Raw genomic sequence first — 18,453 nt, forward strand, 5'->3', positions numbered from 1 at the left:
AGCTCCCATGTTTTCTCGCGTGCCTCTTGCCCAGCCCGCCGCCGCGCCGGCGCTATTTTCCGGCCCATTCCGGTCGCTGGCGATACGTCCCGCCACCAAAACCGTGATTTCCAACCGCTTCGCCGATTTGGCGCGGATTTACGAGGACGACGTCAACCTGTGTCTGATCGAGCGGCCGCTGCCGCGCGACATCGAGACCTTCGTATATGCCGCGCTGACCGGCAAGGTCGGCGTGGAGCTCAGTGCCCTGGTCGATCCCGAACGTTACGACTTCGACCGGCTCTGGCCGCAAGCGGCGCAATTGTCCGGTTACCGAGCCTGGCTGGACGACCTGCGACTGCTGACCGCCGCCTTCTGCGAACTGTTCGGCCAGCGCGAGGCTGGCCTGCGCCTGCGCACGCTGGACAAGGCCATGTGCCCGCGGTTTCACGTCGATAGAGTGCCGGCCCGGCTGATTTGTAGCTACGGCGGCATCGGCACCGAATGGCTGCCCGAATACGCCGTTAACCGCACCAAGCTGGGCATGGGCGCTTGCGGCCAGCCCGACGACTGCTCCGGCCTGATTGCCGATCCGACCGCGATTCAGCAAATGCCGGCCTATGCGGTGGGCCTGATGAAGGGCGAACATTGGGAAGGCAACGAGGGCCACGGCCTGGTGCACCGCTCGCCGGCCCCGACCGCGGTACAGCCGCGCCGGCTGTTGTTGACCTTGGATATGTTGTAAAGCGTAGGGTATGCGTCCGTAGCCTCTGACCATCAATTCATCCGCAACCTTGAACATGTTACGCGATGCGTATCCCCCAATGTCGCCAGGCTTAACCGGTCATCCCGAGTTTGTCGAAGGACGAATGGTTAAGCCTTAACTTAATGCCACTGGTGCGTACCCCCACATGCTGATCAAACTCCACAACGGATCGATTTACGACCCCAGCCAAAACCTGCACGGCCAAGCCGGCGACCTGTTCATCCGCGACGGCGTGATCGTCGCCGATCCCGGCCCGGATGCCCGTCTCGACGCAGTTTACGACGCGACAGACAAGATCGTGATGGCCGGGGCCATCGACATCCACAGCCACATCGCCGGCGGTAACGTCAACACCGCCCGGCTGTTGCTGCCTGAGCAGCACCGCAACCATATGGCACGGCGGCTGAGTCACCCTTTTTCCACCGCCAAATGGTCCAGCACCGACACCGGTTATCGTTACGCCCGCATGGGCTACACCACCGTGGTCGAGCCGGCGATGCTGCCGGTCGGCGCCTTGGACGTACACCTGCAAATGGCCGATATTCCGATTCTGGACACCGCCGCGCTGGCGATACTCGGTAATGACGATTTACTGCTGCGCTTGATGCGGGCCAAGGCCGGCCAGAACCAGATCAACGATTACGTGGCCTGGACTTTGAACGCCACCCGCGCCCTGGGTCTGAAAATCATCAACGCCGGCGGCGCCAACGCCTTTAAAAGCAACGTCCGCCAGTTCGGTTTGGACGATATCGTGCCGGATTACGGCGTCAGCTCACGGCAGATTTTGCAAACCCTGCAAACGGCCGTGCATCAGCTCGGCGTGCCGCATCCACCGCACGTTCACTGCAACAACCTGGGCATTCCCGGCAACGTCGATACCATCGTCGCGACCATGGAAGCCGCGCAAGGCCTGCCGATGCATCTGGCCCACGTCCAGTTTTACGCTTACGGCACGGAAGGCGCCAAAGGCTTTTCCTCGGCGGCAGCCAAGCTGCTGGAGGCCTTCAACCGCCACCCCAACATCACCATGGACGTCGGCCAAGTGTTGTTCGGGCAAACGGTGACCATCTCCGGCGACATTATCGCCCAATATAGCCGCCACGCCGACGCCAGCCCGAGCAAATATGTCATGTGGGACGCCGAAACCGAAGGCTCCGGCGGCGTGGTGCCTTACCGCTACCGCGAAGCCAGCTTCGTCAACACCCTGCAATGGGCGATTGGTTTGGAACTGTTTTTACTGGCCGAGGCGCCGGAGCGCCTGTTCTTCACCACCGACCATCCCAACGGCGCACCGTTCACCGCTTACCCGGAACTGCTGCGTTTGCTGATGGACGCCGATTATCGACAACAATGTATGGCGCGCTTGAACCAGGAGGCCTTGGCGTTAACCTTATTGCCGGGCCTGAAACGCGAATTGAGCCTGAGCGAAGTTGCAACCATGACCCGCTCCGCCGCCGCCAAATTGTTGGGGCTCAACGATCGCGGCCATCTCGCCCCCGGCGCCGTGGCCGACGTTGCCGTGTACGATCCGGGCCAGCACGCTGGCGCTCGTCCCGACTACCGGGCCGTCTTCGCCGACGCGGCCTTGCTGTTCAAAAACGGCCGACTGGTGGTGAAGGACGGCCAGATTCTCGACCGCCCGGCCGGCTTGGCGCAAACCGTCGCCCCGGTCTACGACGCCGGCATCGCCCGCACCGTCAAACACCACTTCGATCGCTTCTACAGCCTGAAACTCGGCCAATACGCGGTCAACGACGCCGACTTCGGCGAGCGGCCCAGGTTTAAGGTGCATGACTGACAATATCGAATGCAGGCTGGGTAGATTGAAACGAAACCCAGCCTACAAAACACCACAAAACCGTAACAGCCATTAAAACCCATGATCCCCATCGAAGACATCCAAGCCCGTGCCGACAACCGCCGCATCGCTATCGACAAAGTCGGCATCAAAGACATTCGGCATCCGGTGAGGGTGAAAGACAGGAGCTGCGGCGAACAACATACCGTGGCCCACTTTGACATGTACGTAAATCTGCCGCATGACTTCAAGGGCACCCACATGTCGCGCTTCGTGGAAATATTGAATAGCCATGATCGGGAAATCAGCATTGCCTCGTTTCCGGTCATGCTGCAAGAAATGCTGCAGCGACTGGAAGCCGAATCCGGCTATATCGACATGCGCTTTCCGTACTTCGTCGAAAAAGCCGCGCCGGTCAGCGGTGTGCGCAGCTTACTGGATTATCAGGTCAGTTTTATCGGCGAAATTGACAGCAACGGTTGCCGGATCAAAGTCAAAATCGTAGTGCCGGTCACCAGCCTGTGCCCCTGTTCCAAAGAGATTTCCGAACGCGGCGCCCACAACCAGCGCTCGCATGTGACGATTACCGTGTCGGCCAGCGAATTTATCTGGATTGAAGAACTGATTGCGCTAGTAGAGGCCGAAGCTTCGTCGCCGATCTACGGCTTGCTGAAACGACCGGACGAAAAATACGTCACCGAATACGCCTACGACCACCCCAAATTCGTCGAAGATATGGTGCGCGACGTCGCCGCCCGGCTGGACGCCGACCCGCGCATCAACGCCTACACCGTGGAATCGGAAAACTTCGAGTCGATACACAACCATTCCGCGTATGCCCGCATCGAACGACTAACCCATCCTTAGCGCTAAGGACCACGGCTATGACCGCTGCCGAGACATATCGGTTTATGGTTTGCTAATACTGAACTCGGCAGAGCACAAGATGAATTGAGGCAAATTCCCGATTGCATCGCATATCAGTAATGTTATATTGTTGCATCGTGAGACACCTCACACTTCCTCGTATTTTTCGTCAGGTTTTTATTTTTGTTTTAAGGAGATCGTTCATGCGTAATCAATGGATAGCACCAATTTTGGCACTGGGTTTGAGCTTGAATTTAACCGCGGCTTCGGCCGCCGACCAACACGACGGCGACATTCAGCCCTGGAAAGCCAATGGTCAAATCTTCGTCAACGGCGATTGGTTCGAAGCCGATTTCGGCGATTTGTCGGGCGGACTTTACCGCACCGACGATCCGGGCTACGACGCCAACACCGCATTGGGCGCCTTCGGTGCCGGCAACTGGTTATGGTTTAGCGGCCTGGGCAATTTGAAAGTCTGGGACGGCAGTATCTGGTCGAACTCGGCACCCAACGGCGAGCATATCGAAGTCTCCGATGCCTTGGGTAACGTCACCACGTTCACCACATCCGGCGTGCAAAACGGCCCCGGCGTGATCGGCCAATTCGGCAATACCGGCGACATCCACGAACACCTGGACATGGCCATCCGTAACGCCTCCAATGCTCTGGGAGGCAGCGTCGGCGCCTACTGGATCACCCTGCAATTGTTCGAAACCTTACCGAACAGCACCACACCGGTCTCAACCGCATCCACACCGTTCCACATCGTATTCAACCGCGGACTGACCCACGACGCCTTCGAACTGGCTGTCGAAGCGGCCAGCGCTGCACCGGTACCTCTGCCCGGCGCGGCTTGGCTGTTCGCTCCGGCAATCGCCGGCCTGTTGGGTTTCGGCCGCCGCAAATCGGCCGCGTGAACCAAGCAAACACGCAGCAGCGTTGTCGGGCTATGCAAGCCCGGCAACGCGTTTGCGACATGGAACAATGCAACATTCTCGATGAAAGCACACGCTTTAGGACTACTATGGCTGGCGGCATCCGCTGCATTGCCGGCCGCGGCAACGGACACGCCGGACCCGGTCTCGGCCCCTGCGGCAGAACCGGAAACGGAATTGGAGGCAGTAGAAGTCACTGCCGACGCCCCCAAACAACGCATCACGCCCAGCTTCAGCTCGATTAAAGGCGACGCGCTCAAATTGCAGCAAGCCGACAATCTGGGCCAAACCCTGCAAAACCAGATGGGCGTGGCCAACGCCTCGTTCGGCCCCGGCGTGGGTCTGCCGGTGATTCGCGGCCTGACCGGTTCCCGGGTCAGAATCATGCAGGACGGCATCGGCAGCCACGACGCCTCGTTTCTCAGCCCCGACCACGCCAGCGCCATCGAGCCGCTGTTCGCCGAACAAATCGAGGTCGCGCGCGGCGCCGACACCATCCGCTACGGCGGCAACGCCATCGGCGGCATGGTCAACGTCAAGGACAACCGCATCCCCGAGCGGGTGCCGGAACGCTTGCTGCAAGGCGCGCTGGAACAGCGTTTCGATACCAACGCCGACGGCACCAACGCCGGCTTCAAACTGGATTTGGGCCGGGACCAGCTCGCGTTCAAAATCGGCGGTTTTCACCGCAACCGCAACGACACCGAAATTCCCGGCGAAGCCATCGCCGCCGACGCGGTCCGCGAACAATTCGGCCTGAGCAAGATTCTGAACGCCCGCGGCACCATCCCCAATACCGACAGCGAGAGCGTCGGCGGTTTTCTGGGTGCCTCCTGGCTGGGCGATCACGGCATGGCCGGCATGTCGGTCGGCCACTTCACCAACCGCTACGGCATCCCGAAAGGCAGCCACGGCGTCGACGCAAGCAGCCTGGACGGTCTGGAACTGATCCTGCCGGACATCGACCCGGCCTTGCTGGAGCAGTTCGCCGACATTCTCAGCATGGAAGCCCTGAACCCCGACATTCGGATCGACATGCGCCAGACCCGCTACGACTTCAAAAGCGAATGGTACGCGCCGGTACGCGGTATCGACAAAGCCGCATTCCGCTACGGTCTGGTCGACTACATTCACACCGAATGGGAAGGCCGACTACCGTTTACCACTTTCAACAATCAGGTCGGCGAGGGCCGCTTCGAGATCGAACACCATTTTCTGGAACCCTGGTCCGGCACCCTGGGCGCCCAATGGCAGGACCGCCATTTTTCGGCGCTGGGCGTAGAAACCTTCGTCCCGCCCACCAACGGCGACACGCTGGGCCTGTTCAGCCTGCAAAAACTGAAATTCGGCCAGTGGCAATTCGAACTGGGTTTGCGTACCGAACGCAGCCGTATCAATCCAACGGCGACGCAACTGGCCTTTCCGGCTCCACCGGGACAAGTGCCGATCTACTCGGCCGTGGCCTTGCCGGACTCGCTGAATTTCCGCGCCGACTCGGTCTCGCTGACCACCAGTTGGCAAGCCACGACAGAAGCCACGCTGGGCCTGTCCTTGAGTCGCTCCAAGCGCTCGCCCGATATCCAGGAATTGCTGGCGCTGGGCCCGCACTTGTCGACCCGCAACTTCGAGATCGGCAATGTGCGTCTCGGCAACGAGACCTCTAATCTGGCCGACCTGGGCCTGGATTGGCATAGCCAAAGGCTGGCGGCAAAATTCAACGCCTACGCCAACTGGACCGAAAATTATATTTACCAGAAGCGCCAGCCCGAGGTTTTTTACAATTACCACGAAGCCCAGTTCTACCCGGCCTGCGTCAACCTGATCGAATGTCTGCCGGTCTACGCCTACAACCAGCGCGACGCCTTATTCCTGGGGTACGAAGCCGAAGCCCAGACCACCCTGGCCGATACCCGCTTCGGCCAATTGAAGCTGACCCTGTTCTCCGATTTCGTCCGCGGCCGATTTGTCGATGATGACGTGCCGCGCCTGCCGCCACTGCGGCTGGGCGCGGAAATCGGCTTCGGCGACCAGCGCTGGAACGCCGCACTACGTTACACCAGAGGCCAAATGCAAAACCGGCCGGGCAACGACGAAACCGCCACCCCAGGCTACCACTTGCTCAACGCCTCCGCCGATTACCACTGGCGCGGCCTGGAGCCGCTGGATCTGTGGCTGTTCGCCAAAGCCAACAACCTGCTCAACGAAGAAATCCGCAGCTCGGTCTCTTTTTTACGCAACTTCGCGCCGGAGCCGGGCCGCAGCGTCGTGCTCGGCTTCCGCGCCACGTTCTAGCGACAACACCCTTGTTTCAGTCAACCCTACCGCCATCCAGGAGTTAAACCCATGCCAGCTTCGATACAGCGATCATTCTTAACCAACCGCCCATGGCTCCCCGCTCTGCCCTTCCTGCTCGCTTTGTCCGCGCCGGCACAAGCGGTGCATCTGGACGTGGAAATCTGGGGCGACGGCAATGCGATGCAAGCCGGCTTCTGCCGCACGCCGGGCGCGGTCGGCTGCGATCTGACGCAACTGGTCGCCGGCCTGAACTTGCCGCCGAACACGCTACCGATCGAAGGCGCCACCGGCCAAATGGTGTTTTTGAGCGATTTCCGCGACTTTTCCGGCGGCCCGAACAAAACCCCCAATCCCGGCTTCCAAGCCGTACAAAACATGTTGAATCCGGCCGAACTGGTGCGCTACCGGGCCATCGGCAAATTGCGCTACTGGAGCACTGCCGCCGGCGCCTGGGCCGACGCGCCCGGCAACGTCCGCATCAAATTGGCCGGCGGTATCGATCCGGCCACGGTCATCACCGATTACAACCAATGCGGCGGCCAACTGTTCTGTTTCACACCCGGCAGCGGCCAGGAAAGCTTCACCTTCTTTACCGGTAACGGCATCGGCGGCAAAGCCGAAATGATCGTCGACGCCGCCAATAACCAGGGCAGCCTGCACACTCATTTAAACTTCTTTCTGGAAAGCGCGATCGGCGTGGCCGGCGGCCCGGTCGGCGCCTATTTGGTGGAGCTACAAGTCACCTCCAACCAGCGCAGCCAAGCCTCCGAACCGTTTTACGTGCTGTTCAACGCCGGCCTGAGCGCCGCCGATTATTCCGCCGCCCTGCTCGATCTGGTCGACACTCTGCCGCCGCCTCCGCCGCCGCAATTGCTGCCAAAAGCCAATGCCGGCGCCGACCGCGTGATCCGCCTGAACAGCAGCGTCGGTCTGAACGGCAGCGCCAGCAGCGATCCGCAACCCGGCCCGAGTCCGCTCAGCTACGCCTGGCAGCAAACCCAAGGGCCGGCGGTGACCCTGGTCGGTGCCGCGACCGCGACGCCGAGCTTTCTGCCGCTGCAAACCGGCAATTACACCTTCAAGTTGACGGTAAGCGACGGTGCCAATCCCGGCTATGACGAAGTCACCTTCAGCGTGCCGGCCTTGGGCGACATCGATCTGGACGGCGATATCGACCGCATCGACGTGGCGTTGATTCTGGCCGCGGCCAGCAAGACCCCGCAAGCCACCGCCAACGACATTCGTGACCTGGACGGCAACGGCACCATCAACGCTCAGGACGGTAAGCTGGCCCAAGCCCGCTGCACGCTACGCCTGTGCTACCCGACCCGTCGTTAACTACCCCCTTGAAAGGAGACTATCAATGTCCGCTACAGCCAAATTGAACTACCCGGTGCCGGTTACCATCCTCACCGGCTTTCTCGGTGCCGGCAAAACCACGCTGTTGAACCGCATCCTCACCGAAAACCACGGTCGCCGTATCGCCGTGATCGAAAACGAATTCGGCGAAACCGGTATCGATAACGAACTGCTGGTACAAGCCGATGAACAAGTGGTGGAAATGAACAATGGCTGCATCTGCTGTACGGTGCGCGGCGATCTGGTGCGCATCCTCGGCGAATTGTCCGACCGCCGCGAAAAAGGTGATATTCACTTCGAGCGAGTCATCATCGAAACCACCGGCCTGGCCGATCCGGCACCGGTGGCGCAAACCTTCTTCATCGAAGCGGACATCGCCGAAAACTATAAATTGGATGCCATTGTCACCGTGGTCGATGCGGTGCATGCTCATCAACAATTGCAGGAACACCACGAAGCCCAGGAACAAGTCGGCTTCGCTGATCGTATCCTGTTGTCGAAAACCGATTTGCAGGAAGCCGAAGTGGTTGCCGATCTGGAAACCCGCTTGCGGGCGATGAACCCCAGAGCACCGATCAAGCGCGTGCATTTCGGCGCCACCGAGCTGCACGACATCCTCGACATCGACGGCTTCAACCTGGACGACATTTTGAAAATCGAACCGGATTTTCTGGAAGACGTCAGCCACGAACACGAAGACGACATCAGTTCGTTCGTGTTCCGCACCGCGCGCGAACTGGACGCCGCGCGCATCCTGGCCTTTCTGGACATCATGGTGCGCGACTACGGCAACGACCTGCTACGCTACAAAGGCATTTTGAACATCGCCGGCTGCGACAAAAAAGTCATCTACCAAGGCGTGCACATGCTGATGACCGAGAGCTTCGGCAACCCTTGGCAGCCCAACGAAAACAAAGAATCGAATCTGGTTTTCATCGGCCGCAATCTGCCGCGGGAAGACATGTTGGCCGCGTTGGAATCTTGCCAAGTACCGGCTTGACGGAACCGCCACCGGGGCGCACGAAGGCTTGAATCTAATGCCCTTAGGTTAGTCAGCCCGGCTGGAAAAATACCGCCAAGGATGGCGTAACAGATTTCACAACCCTGTGACCGGGCGACCGCAATCCCTGCCGGCATGGCGGTGCAGCTTAACGGCATTGGCGAGAATGCATCTCTGACCGCGCAGGAAACGGCGTTTTGCAACCGCGAGCTCCGGCCCGGCGCCATGCTAAACTCGCAGCCCGAGCGTCGTTAACTCGTCAGGATCGAACATGACCACCGTGCGCACCAGCCATAGCCACCCTTTGCAAATCGCCGAAGTCCGGGCCAGCCCGGCCCATGGCCGGATCGGCATTACCTTTTGTCCCGGCAAACACGACCGTTTCGCTCATACCGGCGCCTGGGAGCGCGACCTGGGCATCGATCTGGACGCCATCGCCGCCTGGGGCGCCAAGCTGGTGCTGACGTTGGTCGAACCGGCGGAACTGGTCGCCCTGAAGGTGCCGCAATTGGGCCACGAAATCAAACGCCGCGGCATCGACTGGCGGCATCTGCCGATCGCCGACTTTTCGGTACCCGGCCCCGATTTCGAGCAGCAATGGGCAAGCCACGGCCGCGACATCCGCGACCTGTTGCGCAGCGGCGGCGACGTGCTGGTGCACTGCAAGGGCGGCCTGGGCCGGGCCGGCATGATCGCCGCCCGCCTGCTGGCGGAACTGGGCATGCCGCCGGACGCTGCCATTCAAACCGTGCGCGGCGCGCGTAAAGGCGCCATCGAAACCCCGGCGCAACTGGCCGTGGTCCGCCGCACCCTGCCCATTCCCTGAGCCGGCCCATGGCGATTAGCAGGGATTTGCCGGCCATCGACACCGCCGCGCTGCAACGGGTGGGCGGACAACTGGGCAGCAACCCGGCCGGCATCTTTGAAGACCCATCCGGCAAGCGCTACTACGTCAAAACTTTGGAATCTCCTGCCCACGCCCGCAACGAATGGCTCGCCGCCCAGCTCTATCAACTGGCCGGCGCCCCGACTTTGACTTACGTCGCCACACGGGCGCCGGACCAGATTGCCACCGAGTGGCTCGCACTCGACAAGAAATGCGTCGCCCATCTCGATGCCGACGAACGCCGACAGGCGCAACGCTGGTTCGGCGTCCACGCCTGGACCGCCAACTGGGACGCCGCCGGCTACCACGGCGACAACCAGGGCGTGGCCGCCGGCCGAGTGCTGACGCTGGACCTGGGCGGTGCCCTGGCCTTCCGCGCCCAAGGCGACCCAAAAGGCAAAGCCTTCGCCGACCGGGCCGCCGAACTCGATCAATTACGACAGGACACCGACAACCCGCACGCCGTCGCGCTGTTCGGCGGCATGACGCCGGCTGATATCGCCGCCGCGATTCGGGTGGTTACGCAGATTGCCGACGAATCTATACGCCAAACCGTCCTCGAACACGGCGGCACGCTCAACCTGGCGGAAAAACTGATCGCCCGCAAAGCGGATATGGCCGGACGTTTGCCTGACTGGAATTGACGCGGCTAATTAAACGGGTCGTTAGCGAAATTCGGCGGCAACACTACAAGCTCGGATCGCCATCCGTATCGGATTCAGGAGCGTCGTCCCCAACCAACACCGTCCGGCCGTCCTGCCAAATCACCGCATAATGGCCCAAGCGACGTTTGCGTTCCAAGGTTTGCTCGGCGGTTTGGCGGAGGCATTCCAGGATAGCGAAGGCGTCAGGTATTGCGGTTGGCTTGTCGGGTCTGTTCATTGGTTAGACTGATTCAAAAAATCGGGTTAGTATCGCTGAAACCGGTTCGCCGGATGAATCTAACCGACAGAGTTTTCAGACCTGCTTAGTTTATTTCAAACCCCGATTTTACCGATGCAAAAACGATATCCAGAAAGAAAACATGATGTTCATCAATGCGTCGCCTTATCGCCGCGCATATTCCAGAAGATATACCGTTAACTATCTAATTCCTAGTTAGGCTGCATGACGAACCACGACGCACTACTTCCTTTTGATGGAATCGAGCTGGACGGACTCCAGTTCGCGGCCAAAGCCTACGAACTGTTCGAACGAGTCCGGCAAGCACCTGACGGAACAACACGCCTGCGGCTTCGCCCATCGCTCGTTGAGAAGCGATTGCTTGAAGAACTGCTCCCAATCGCAGCCTACGTTCAGCGTCACTATCGTGCCGGCCGATACATCCACGTTCGGTGGCACAGCGGGAGCCAGCCCTTTGATGCTGAACTACGTCAATACGGCTCCTACGTAGACCACGGCTATTTCCCGTCGATCGCATTCCTGGAAGTTACGAATGTCGTACACCCCAAAGAGCATATGCAGCGCGAGCATCTGGAGAAAAAGGGTGGCACGTTCGGGCTTGAAGGAATTCGCCGACTTCCAGGCGGTGAGCTCATATCTGAACCTGTCGTGTACAACGGCCAAGACTTCGTTGAGTACTTCGGAACGCTCATAGTCAAGGAAATTGAGAAGAAGACAGCAAAGCGTTATCCCGATAACACCAGTCTCGTTGTCCAGTGCATCCTCAATAACCTTTACACACCAAACGACTGGGACCTACTAATGACGCGAGTCATGGATTCGGTCTCTAGAAGCGTGTTCCGTGAGGTGTTCTTTCACGATCCGACGCAAAACTACATGTTCACCGGCCACGCCAGAAAATGATGCCTAACCCCTCCGTCAAGGCGACGTCCACAAGTGACGTAGGCCTGAATAAGCGCCATCGTTTCCGGCAAGGTCTAACTCACCGGCAAAGTTAAGCATCGCGTGGTAGCCACCACCGTAAGTTGGGTACCATTCGACAATCTCGCCCTCCTTGGCAACTAGCCCCCCACCATTCCCCCAATGTCGTTAAGTAATGTAGGCCGGAATAAGCGCCAGCGTTTCCGGCAAAGTCTGCCTGACCGGAAACGCCAACCATCGCGCCGGTAGTTAAATTGCCAGAAACGCCTAACGGCTTATTCTGGCCTACGGTTCGCTGCGTTATACGGGATTGCATCCCCATACAGCAAGTAGCCTCAATGGAATCGAGAATTCGAAGGCCAACACCCTCGATTCCATCGAGGCTACTAAAAGGCCTGTCCCGGTCGTGTCATCATAACGACGGCGGCTATCCATTCCACTCTGGTCACTAAAGTGATGTAGGCCGGAATAAGCGCCAGCGTTTCCGGCAAGGTCTGACTCACCGGCAACGCTAAGCACCGCGCGCTAGCCCCCACCACAAGTTAGGCACCATTCCGGCAGAGATATGGACAATCTCGCCCTCCTTGGCAACTAGCCCCCCACCATTCCCCCAATGTCGTTAAGTTAAGGAAGAGACTGGCTGTTTCAAATCCTGATAGGGGTCGGAAAGGGCCTAAGCCCTTCCCGCCCTCCGAACCGTGCGGGCGGTTCTCCCGCACACGGCTCTCCAGTCGGTAGTTTCCTCATCGGGAGTGTCTCTCGGCTTGCCAGGCGGGATGTAGTGCGAACAACCCGGCAGCCGCAAAATACGCATTCGGCCAGCGTCGATGGTCATTCAGGCATCGGCCAATGCCCGGTCGCTTGTCTTGCTTTCGCAGCAGCGATCGAAGCCGCCGTCGAATGAAGCCGTCCAGGTAGCGAAAAATTCCGCCATGAGCCTGTTTGAAGTACCCATACCAGCCGCGCAGCATCGGGTTTAGATCGCCCACGATCCTATCCAGGCTGTCACCCCGTGTGCGCTTGGTCTTCTCTCGAATACGGTCTTTGAACCGGTTCAGGCTTTTCTTACGTACCCTACGCTGGCCCGCTTCAAAGCGATAGCCCAGAAACTCGAAGCCTTCGCCCGCATGACGACAGTCGCCCAGATGGGTTTTATCGGGGTGCAGCGTCAGCCCATTGGCTTCAACCCATTCCCGAATGACCTCGAGTGCCGCTTCGGCTTCGGCTCGGCTGGCGCATAGCACGACAAAGTCGTCGGCGTAACGCACCATCCGATAACCTCGCGCCATCAGCCTTTCGTCCAGCGGATGCAGGTATAGGTTCGCCAGTAACGGACTGATGACCGCCCCTTGTGGACTGCCACTCGTCGGCGTCCAACGTTCCAACCCTTTCAGGATGTCCTGCTTGAGCCAACCTTCAATCAGTGCCAATAGGCGACCATCGCTGATTCGCGCTTCGACCCGTTCCAGAAGTTGAGCATGCGGGATACTGTCGAAGTAGCCTTTCAGGTCGGCGTCCACCACGTAGGTGTAACCAGCCTTAAGCCCGCCATCGACATCACGCAGGGCATCCTTGCAGCCTCGCTCGGGCCGAAATCCGTAACTGCTGTTCAGAAACGTCACGTCGAAGATCGGTTCGATCACCATCTTGACTGCCGCCTGTACGATGCGATCTTTGACGGTCGGTATTCCCAGCAGTCGACGTTGACCGTCGCCTTTGGGGATTTCCACCCGTTTAACCGCCATCGGTCGGTATTTCCCTTCCCGCAGACTTTGGCTCAGTTCGGCCAAGTAGCGCTCGGCTTGGGCTTCGAATTGCTCTACACTTTGTCTGTCCACCCCCGCCGCGCCTCGGTTGGCTTTAACTTTCGTCCAAGCCAACGCTAGCGTACCCGGCGCGTAAACCTTGTCCATCAAGCTGTACCATTTGCGTCCTTCGACACCGTTTACCAGTGCCAACACCATGCGTTCCGTCCAGATTGCGGCTTCCACGCCGGGTATTACCGCCGTTTCTGTACCTTGTTTAGTCTGTTTCGACACTGTCGGTGCTGTCATTTGCCTCACTCTCGATTTCTCGCATCCACCTTCCTGCCCTGCCTTCCCTCGACTGCGCTTTGCTAACCCAACCTCTCGCGCCTTTCCCCGCTTCGGTACTATGCGGGCTCTGACTCCTGCCCGGTTTCGCTTCACCGAACAGGCCTCCTCGCTTATCTCGCACACACGTCCCAACGTTCCACCTCCAACCACAGGTACGGCCCGAACATCGTTTCTTTCGCCAAACCAACGTGTTCGATGCGTTTCAGGCTTCGCCATCTCCTAGCAGGCTCGCCGCCGTGTCCCGCCGAATCGAGTTCGTCTCCTGCGGACCGCCAGTTCGCCTCCGATTGCTCTCCACCCCGTTTCGCAACGACGCAGTTATCTTCAGCTACAGGGCCTTGGCATACCCTGACATGGACTTTCACCATGCTATGTGTGCGCCGTCACGAGCGCACTAGGAGCAGGCCATGCCTGCGACCGAAGGCTTATGATCGCGGGCAGGGCCCGCTCCTACCATCCTTAAATTAACGACATTGACCATTCCCCGCCGCGGTAACTTGCGTTTGTTAAATCAACAACAATGCCCCATCACCTCACCAAGGTCGCCCGCTGTTCGTCGGTCATCAGGCGGGCGGCTTGTTGGCGGGCTTGGGCGGCGGTGGGGTCGCCCAGGGCTTCCAGGGTTACCGCGTAATTCAGCCACAGGTTGCCGTGGGACGGAAATTTGCGGGTTCCCTTCTCCAGCACGGTTTGCGACTCTAGGTCGCGGCCGACCCGATGCAGGAAAAAGCCGTAGCTCGACACTGCATCCGGATTGTCCGGCGCCAGCTCCACCCATTCTTTAAATGCCGGTTCGGCGCGCAGGTTGTCGTTGGCCATCGCCGCGGCCGTCGCCAAGGCCGCGGCAGCCATCGGCTGTTTCGGGAATTTTTGGTTAACGCCGATCGCGACCGCCAAAGCCTCGTCGTAACGCCGGCTTTCGATCAGCGCCCTGACATGCTTGTAGGCCAAATACGGGTCGCCCGGCTCGCGCTCGACGGCGCGGCGGGCCGGGTCGATGGCGCTTTCGGGCCGGCCGGTTACTGAAAAATAGCGCGCCAAGGCGCTCTCGAGCGCCGCGCTGGACACGGGTTGCGCGGCAATCACGCCGGTAATCAGGCTATCCGCGCGCTCCCGCTCGCCGGCCAGCCACATCAGCCGCGCCAGACTATACAAAGCCTCGGGCTCCGCCGGATGCCGCGCCAACACCGTTTCCCAGGCAGTCCGCGCGCCGCCGAATTCACCCATCCGCTCCGAGATACGCGCCAAATCGGCGTATACCCGTTCCGGCGCGCCGGCCTGGCTTGCCAACCGTTTCAGTAATTCCAGCGCTTGCGGCAATTGGCCGCGCGCCTCGAATAAGGCCGCCTGCAATTGCTCCGGCAGGATGTCGCCGGCCCGCAGGCTGCGCGCTTGTTCCAGCGCCTGCTCCGCTTCGGCGAAATGGCCGGTACGGAGAGCGGCTTCAGCAAACATGATCTGAAAATCGAAATTGTTGCGGTAATTGGACTGAACTGCGGCGGCCAAGGCGTAACCCTGGGTGAATTCGCTGCGTTTGATATGTTCGAAAGCTTTTGAACCCGCCGCCTCGATACCGCCGGCTTCGCGGACGATGCGGTTATTCCCGGCATTACCGAGCCAGCCGGCCGCCAAGCCGCCGACCACGGCGAGAACCGGAAAAAAGCGCAGCGCGGCAGTCAGCGGTTTGAAAGCCGGGGTATGCACCAAAGCGCCGGCCCGTTCCAGTGCGACGGCGCGTTGCTGGCAATAAGCCGGCCATTGTTCGGCGGCGATTTCCGTAGCAGTGCTTTCCCACAGGTAATCGAAACGGACTTCGCGCCGGCGCGAATGGATATCGACCCGATAACGAAAGCCCGGCCCTTCGTGGCGGAACGCGCCGGCTTTCTGCTTCTTCACCGTTTTGCCGCGGACGACGACGCTGTGACAGACCCGCAGCGGATGCCGCAATTGGAAGGGCTGCGCGCGCTGCTGGTGGGGATCGATGGTTTCCACCGCCAAAAACAGGCCGTGGGCGCCGTAACTGAAAAAGTCGGGCGGTTTGCGTCCGGCCTGGCCCCAGGTCGGCAAGCCGTGCCGGCTGCGTAATGCGATGCGGTTGCTGTCGCTGTCGTCGTCGATCTGCAGGCTGTCCGGATTGGGTTGCAGTGCCGGGAAATTTTGCTGCAAGGCGTCGGCCCGATGTTTGGCAAATTGGCGTTGGCCTTGGTCGAGGATTGCCGCGCGGATGTCGTCGGCCAGCCAGCCGCTGGCTTCCAGCACTTGCTCGACGGCCCCGTTAACCCCGCGCCGATCCAGTATGAAGGTTTCGGTCAAGGTCAATTCGGCGAGCGCCGCTGGCGGCAAGTCGAGTAAACCCGCCGTTGCCTGATCGATTTCCAGGCCGGCCGCGAATGGCGGCACGCTCAGGTGTGCCAGATCGCCGCCCTGGCCGACGGCGGTCGGATCGGCGAAATAACGTTGGCCGTCCAGATCGAACATGACGATAACGTGGTTGAAACAGGCCGTGGACGGCATCAAGCGTTTGATGCCGTCGCGCCAAGTGCTGGCGACCAATACCGGCCGCGCCGCGACACCCAGCTCGCGCAGCAAGGCCACCAACAAGATCGATTTATCCTTGCAGTCGCCGAATCTCCGCCTCAACACCGTGCCGGCGCCGTTCGGCAACATGCCGGCGCCGTGGCCGAAATCGACGCTCAAATAGCGGATCTCGTTTTGCACGAAACGCAACGCGGCCAGCGCGGCGTCGGCGGCGGTTTTTCCGGCGGCTAATCGCTCGGCTTCCGCAGCGATACTCGCCGAATCCTCGGTTGCAGCGTCGGCCCAAAGTTCGGCGAAAAAGGCCGAGACTTGGCCCCACGTCTGCCAGGCGGTGGCTTCCAATACCGGAAACGGCCAATGCCCACCCGGCACATTACCTTCGGCCTGAAACAGCGGCGGCCGCTCGAATTGCCAAGTGACGCGATCCGCTGCCACCGTCTCGGCCGGCGCCGCAACCGCGTCCGGCACCAGCAACCGCCAGCGCAGGTCCTGGCCGAAATACGCCGTCAAGGCCAGATAATAAGTCGCCACCGGCACGCTCCAGGCCAGGAAATGCAGGGCCGTGAAACGCAGGCCCGGCAGCGGTTCGCGCGGCGACAGGGTCCAGGACAAGTCGATCACGTCGCCGATCCGCACGTCTTCCAGCAACGCCACCAGCGAGACATAGCCTTTCAGCATTTGCTGCTCGAACTGTTGCTCGCGCTGTCTGAGCAGAAACGCCTCCTTGGCCACCGGCTCGCGCTTTTGCCAGGCGCCGTCGGCGGCCATGCGCCAGATCGCCAGCTCATGAAGTTGCAAACGCTGAGCAGCCGGATCGAACTCGACCACCACTTGGCTTTGGGTCTGCACCGCCGACAGCGAAGCCAGCAGCTTGACGGTGCGCGCATAGAGCGCCTGGCTGGCCACGTGGTGTTGTTCGTCGATCAGTAAATAACCGAAGCCATGGCCCTCGCCGGGCCGCCAGGCCCAATCCACGGATCGTTGCTGCACCCAGTCGGCTGGCGGCTGTACCGACCATTCGGCGTGTTCGATCGGCACGTGTTTACGTATCGACATGAAAGTCCTCTTCTCGTTATTTTATCCAATGGGCTGTTTGCTCGGTCCGCCGGGTTGTTTAGAGAACGCCAACCATAACGGCCCAAAGCAGCGGCGCCAAGCATGCGGTGAAAGCAGTCTAGTGTCAATCGTCGGTGCAGGCGCTTTTTAGGAACTTCGGCATGCACCGACGGGCTCGTTTTCAGCGGCGAAAGGTTGGATACCCGGCCGCGCGTAACCGCTGGGTGGATGGCTAGTCGATGATACCCTTGGCTGCCAAAGCCGCGCGGGCCAGCTTTGGCCGGAGCGCCAAATCGTCCTTGCCGCGCAAATCGATGTTTAGCGCAAACAGCCAGACCTCGCCCCGGCTCTCGACGTAACCGACGTACCATCCAACTTGCGGATCGGCGCGCGCCGCCCAGCCGGTTTTGGCCCACAGCGCATAATCCGGGGTTTGCTCGGCCAGCATGATCTCGCGCAAGGTGTCGTAAGCGAATTCGTCGAACGGCAACGAGCGCCGGACCAGTTTGCGCAGAAATTCCACCTGCTCCGCCGCACTGATCCGCAACGAGCCGTCCAGCCAGAATTCGGTCAACCCGAACGGCTCGCGCAATTCGCCATATTCGGTTTGCCGCAAATAGCGGCGATAGGCATCGGCACCGACCCGCCGCGCCAAGTCCTGGTAACACCAAACGCAGGACACCTTGAACGCCGAGGCCAAAGTCTGGTCGCGGTTCCAGTCCGGAACATCGCGGATTTGTCCATCCCAGTGCAAAGTGTCGTCCTTGCCGGCAATCGCCCGTTCCTGCAGCGCAATCAGCGTGTTCAGGATTTTAAAGGTCGATGCGACCGGCAAGCGCCGGTTGGCGCGGGCGTCGTTATGAACAAAAGTCCGGCCGGTCCGAACCGAGGAAATCACGACGCTGCCCTCCAGGCCCTGCTCGGCAAACAGCTTGGCCAAGACTGGGTCTTCCGCGTAAGCCGGGTGTGCTGCGGACACAGCGAGCAATAGAGCGGCAAGGCAGATTTTGATTATTTGGGTTTGCATGATTTCAATGGGTTTTGGTCGACGGGA

At 60.2% G+C, this 18,453-nt stretch carries 14 protein-coding genes; 10 read left to right on the forward strand and 4 right to left on the reverse strand.

The features are described from left to right. Positions 1-7: 7 nt before the first annotated feature. The 9 genes from ACH518_RS19125 (at position 8) to ACH518_RS19165 (ending at position 10,529) form a co-directional block, all read left to right on the forward strand. Positions 8-724 carry a DUF1826 domain-containing protein gene (locus ACH518_RS19125; protein ID WP_445371242.1) on the forward strand — a complete coding sequence of 239 codons (717 nt, stop codon included), beginning with the start codon at positions 8-10 and terminating at the stop codon, positions 722-724. A 166-nt stretch (positions 725-890) separates the two neighbouring features. Next, on the forward strand, positions 891-2,543 hold the full coding sequence (locus tag ACH518_RS19130; RefSeq protein WP_445371243.1) for a formylmethanofuran dehydrogenase subunit A: 1,653 nt from the start codon (positions 891-893) through the stop codon (positions 2,541-2,543). Positions 2,544-2,624: 81 nt separating this feature from the next. Further along, positions 2,625-3,410, forward strand: coding sequence for a GTP cyclohydrolase FolE2 (gene folE2, locus ACH518_RS19135; RefSeq protein WP_445371244.1), 786 nt, complete (start codon positions 2,625-2,627; stop codon positions 3,408-3,410). A gap of 203 nt (positions 3,411-3,613) precedes the next feature. Beyond that, a complete protein-coding gene (locus tag ACH518_RS19140) occupies positions 3,614-4,327 on the forward strand; it encodes a hypothetical protein (RefSeq protein WP_445371245.1) in 714 nt (237 codons plus the stop codon). A gap of 81 nt (positions 4,328-4,408) precedes the next feature. Further along, the gene (locus ACH518_RS19145; RefSeq protein WP_445371246.1) at positions 4,409-6,637 is read left to right on the forward strand and encodes a TonB-dependent receptor; all 2,229 of its coding nucleotides are present in this window, start codon (positions 4,409-4,411) and stop codon (positions 6,635-6,637) included. Positions 6,638-6,688: 51 nt separating this feature from the next. Next, positions 6,689-7,978: a PKD domain-containing protein gene (locus ACH518_RS19150; protein WP_445371247.1), complete on the forward strand. Its 1,290-nt coding sequence runs from the start codon at positions 6,689-6,691 to the stop codon at positions 7,976-7,978. 25 nt (positions 7,979-8,003) lie between these two features. Continuing rightward, positions 8,004-8,999, forward strand: a complete 996-nt coding sequence (locus ACH518_RS19155; protein WP_445371248.1) for a CobW family GTP-binding protein — start codon at positions 8,004-8,006, stop codon at positions 8,997-8,999. A gap of 271 nt (positions 9,000-9,270) precedes the next feature. Continuing rightward, positions 9,271-9,825 carry a cyclin-dependent kinase inhibitor 3 family protein gene (locus ACH518_RS19160; protein ID WP_140911011.1) on the forward strand — a complete coding sequence of 185 codons (555 nt, stop codon included), beginning with the start codon at positions 9,271-9,273 and terminating at the stop codon, positions 9,823-9,825. 8 nt (positions 9,826-9,833) lie between these two features. After that, a complete protein-coding gene (locus ACH518_RS19165) occupies positions 9,834-10,529 on the forward strand; it encodes a hypothetical protein (RefSeq protein ID WP_445371249.1) in 696 nt (231 codons plus the stop codon). A 43-nt stretch (positions 10,530-10,572) separates the two neighbouring features. Here the strand turns inward: ACH518_RS19165 and ACH518_RS19170 are convergent, their stop codons facing one another. Continuing rightward, entirely contained in the window at positions 10,573-10,767 is a 195-nt protein-coding gene (locus ACH518_RS19170) for a hypothetical protein (protein WP_140911009.1), read from the reverse strand. A gap of 225 nt (positions 10,768-10,992) precedes the next feature. Between ACH518_RS19170 and ACH518_RS19175 the strand changes: the two genes are divergently transcribed. Beyond that, positions 10,993-11,691, forward strand: a complete 699-nt coding sequence (locus ACH518_RS19175; RefSeq protein WP_445371250.1) for a hypothetical protein — start codon at positions 10,993-10,995, stop codon at positions 11,689-11,691. Between the two features lie 761 nt (positions 11,692-12,452). Here the strand turns inward: ACH518_RS19175 and ltrA are convergent. The 3 genes from ltrA to blaOXA form a co-directional block, all read right to left on the reverse strand. Next, positions 12,453-13,763: a group II intron reverse transcriptase/maturase gene (ltrA, locus tag ACH518_RS19180; protein WP_445371251.1), complete on the reverse strand. Its 1,311-nt coding sequence runs from the start codon at positions 13,761-13,763 to the stop codon at positions 12,453-12,455. 570 nt (positions 13,764-14,333) lie between these two features. Beyond that, positions 14,334-17,399, reverse strand: coding sequence for a DUF3857 domain-containing protein (locus ACH518_RS19185; protein ID WP_445371252.1), 3,066 nt, complete (start codon positions 17,397-17,399; stop codon positions 14,334-14,336). A 232-nt stretch (positions 17,400-17,631) separates the two neighbouring features. Next, complete coding sequence (gene blaOXA, locus ACH518_RS19190; RefSeq protein WP_445373020.1) at positions 17,632-18,414, reverse strand: class D beta-lactamase; 783 nt, start codon at positions 18,412-18,414, stop codon at positions 17,632-17,634. Between the last annotated feature and the right edge of the window lie 39 nt (positions 18,415-18,453).

The sequence above is a fragment of the Methylomonas sp. HW2-6 genome (genome assembly GCF_052474525.1).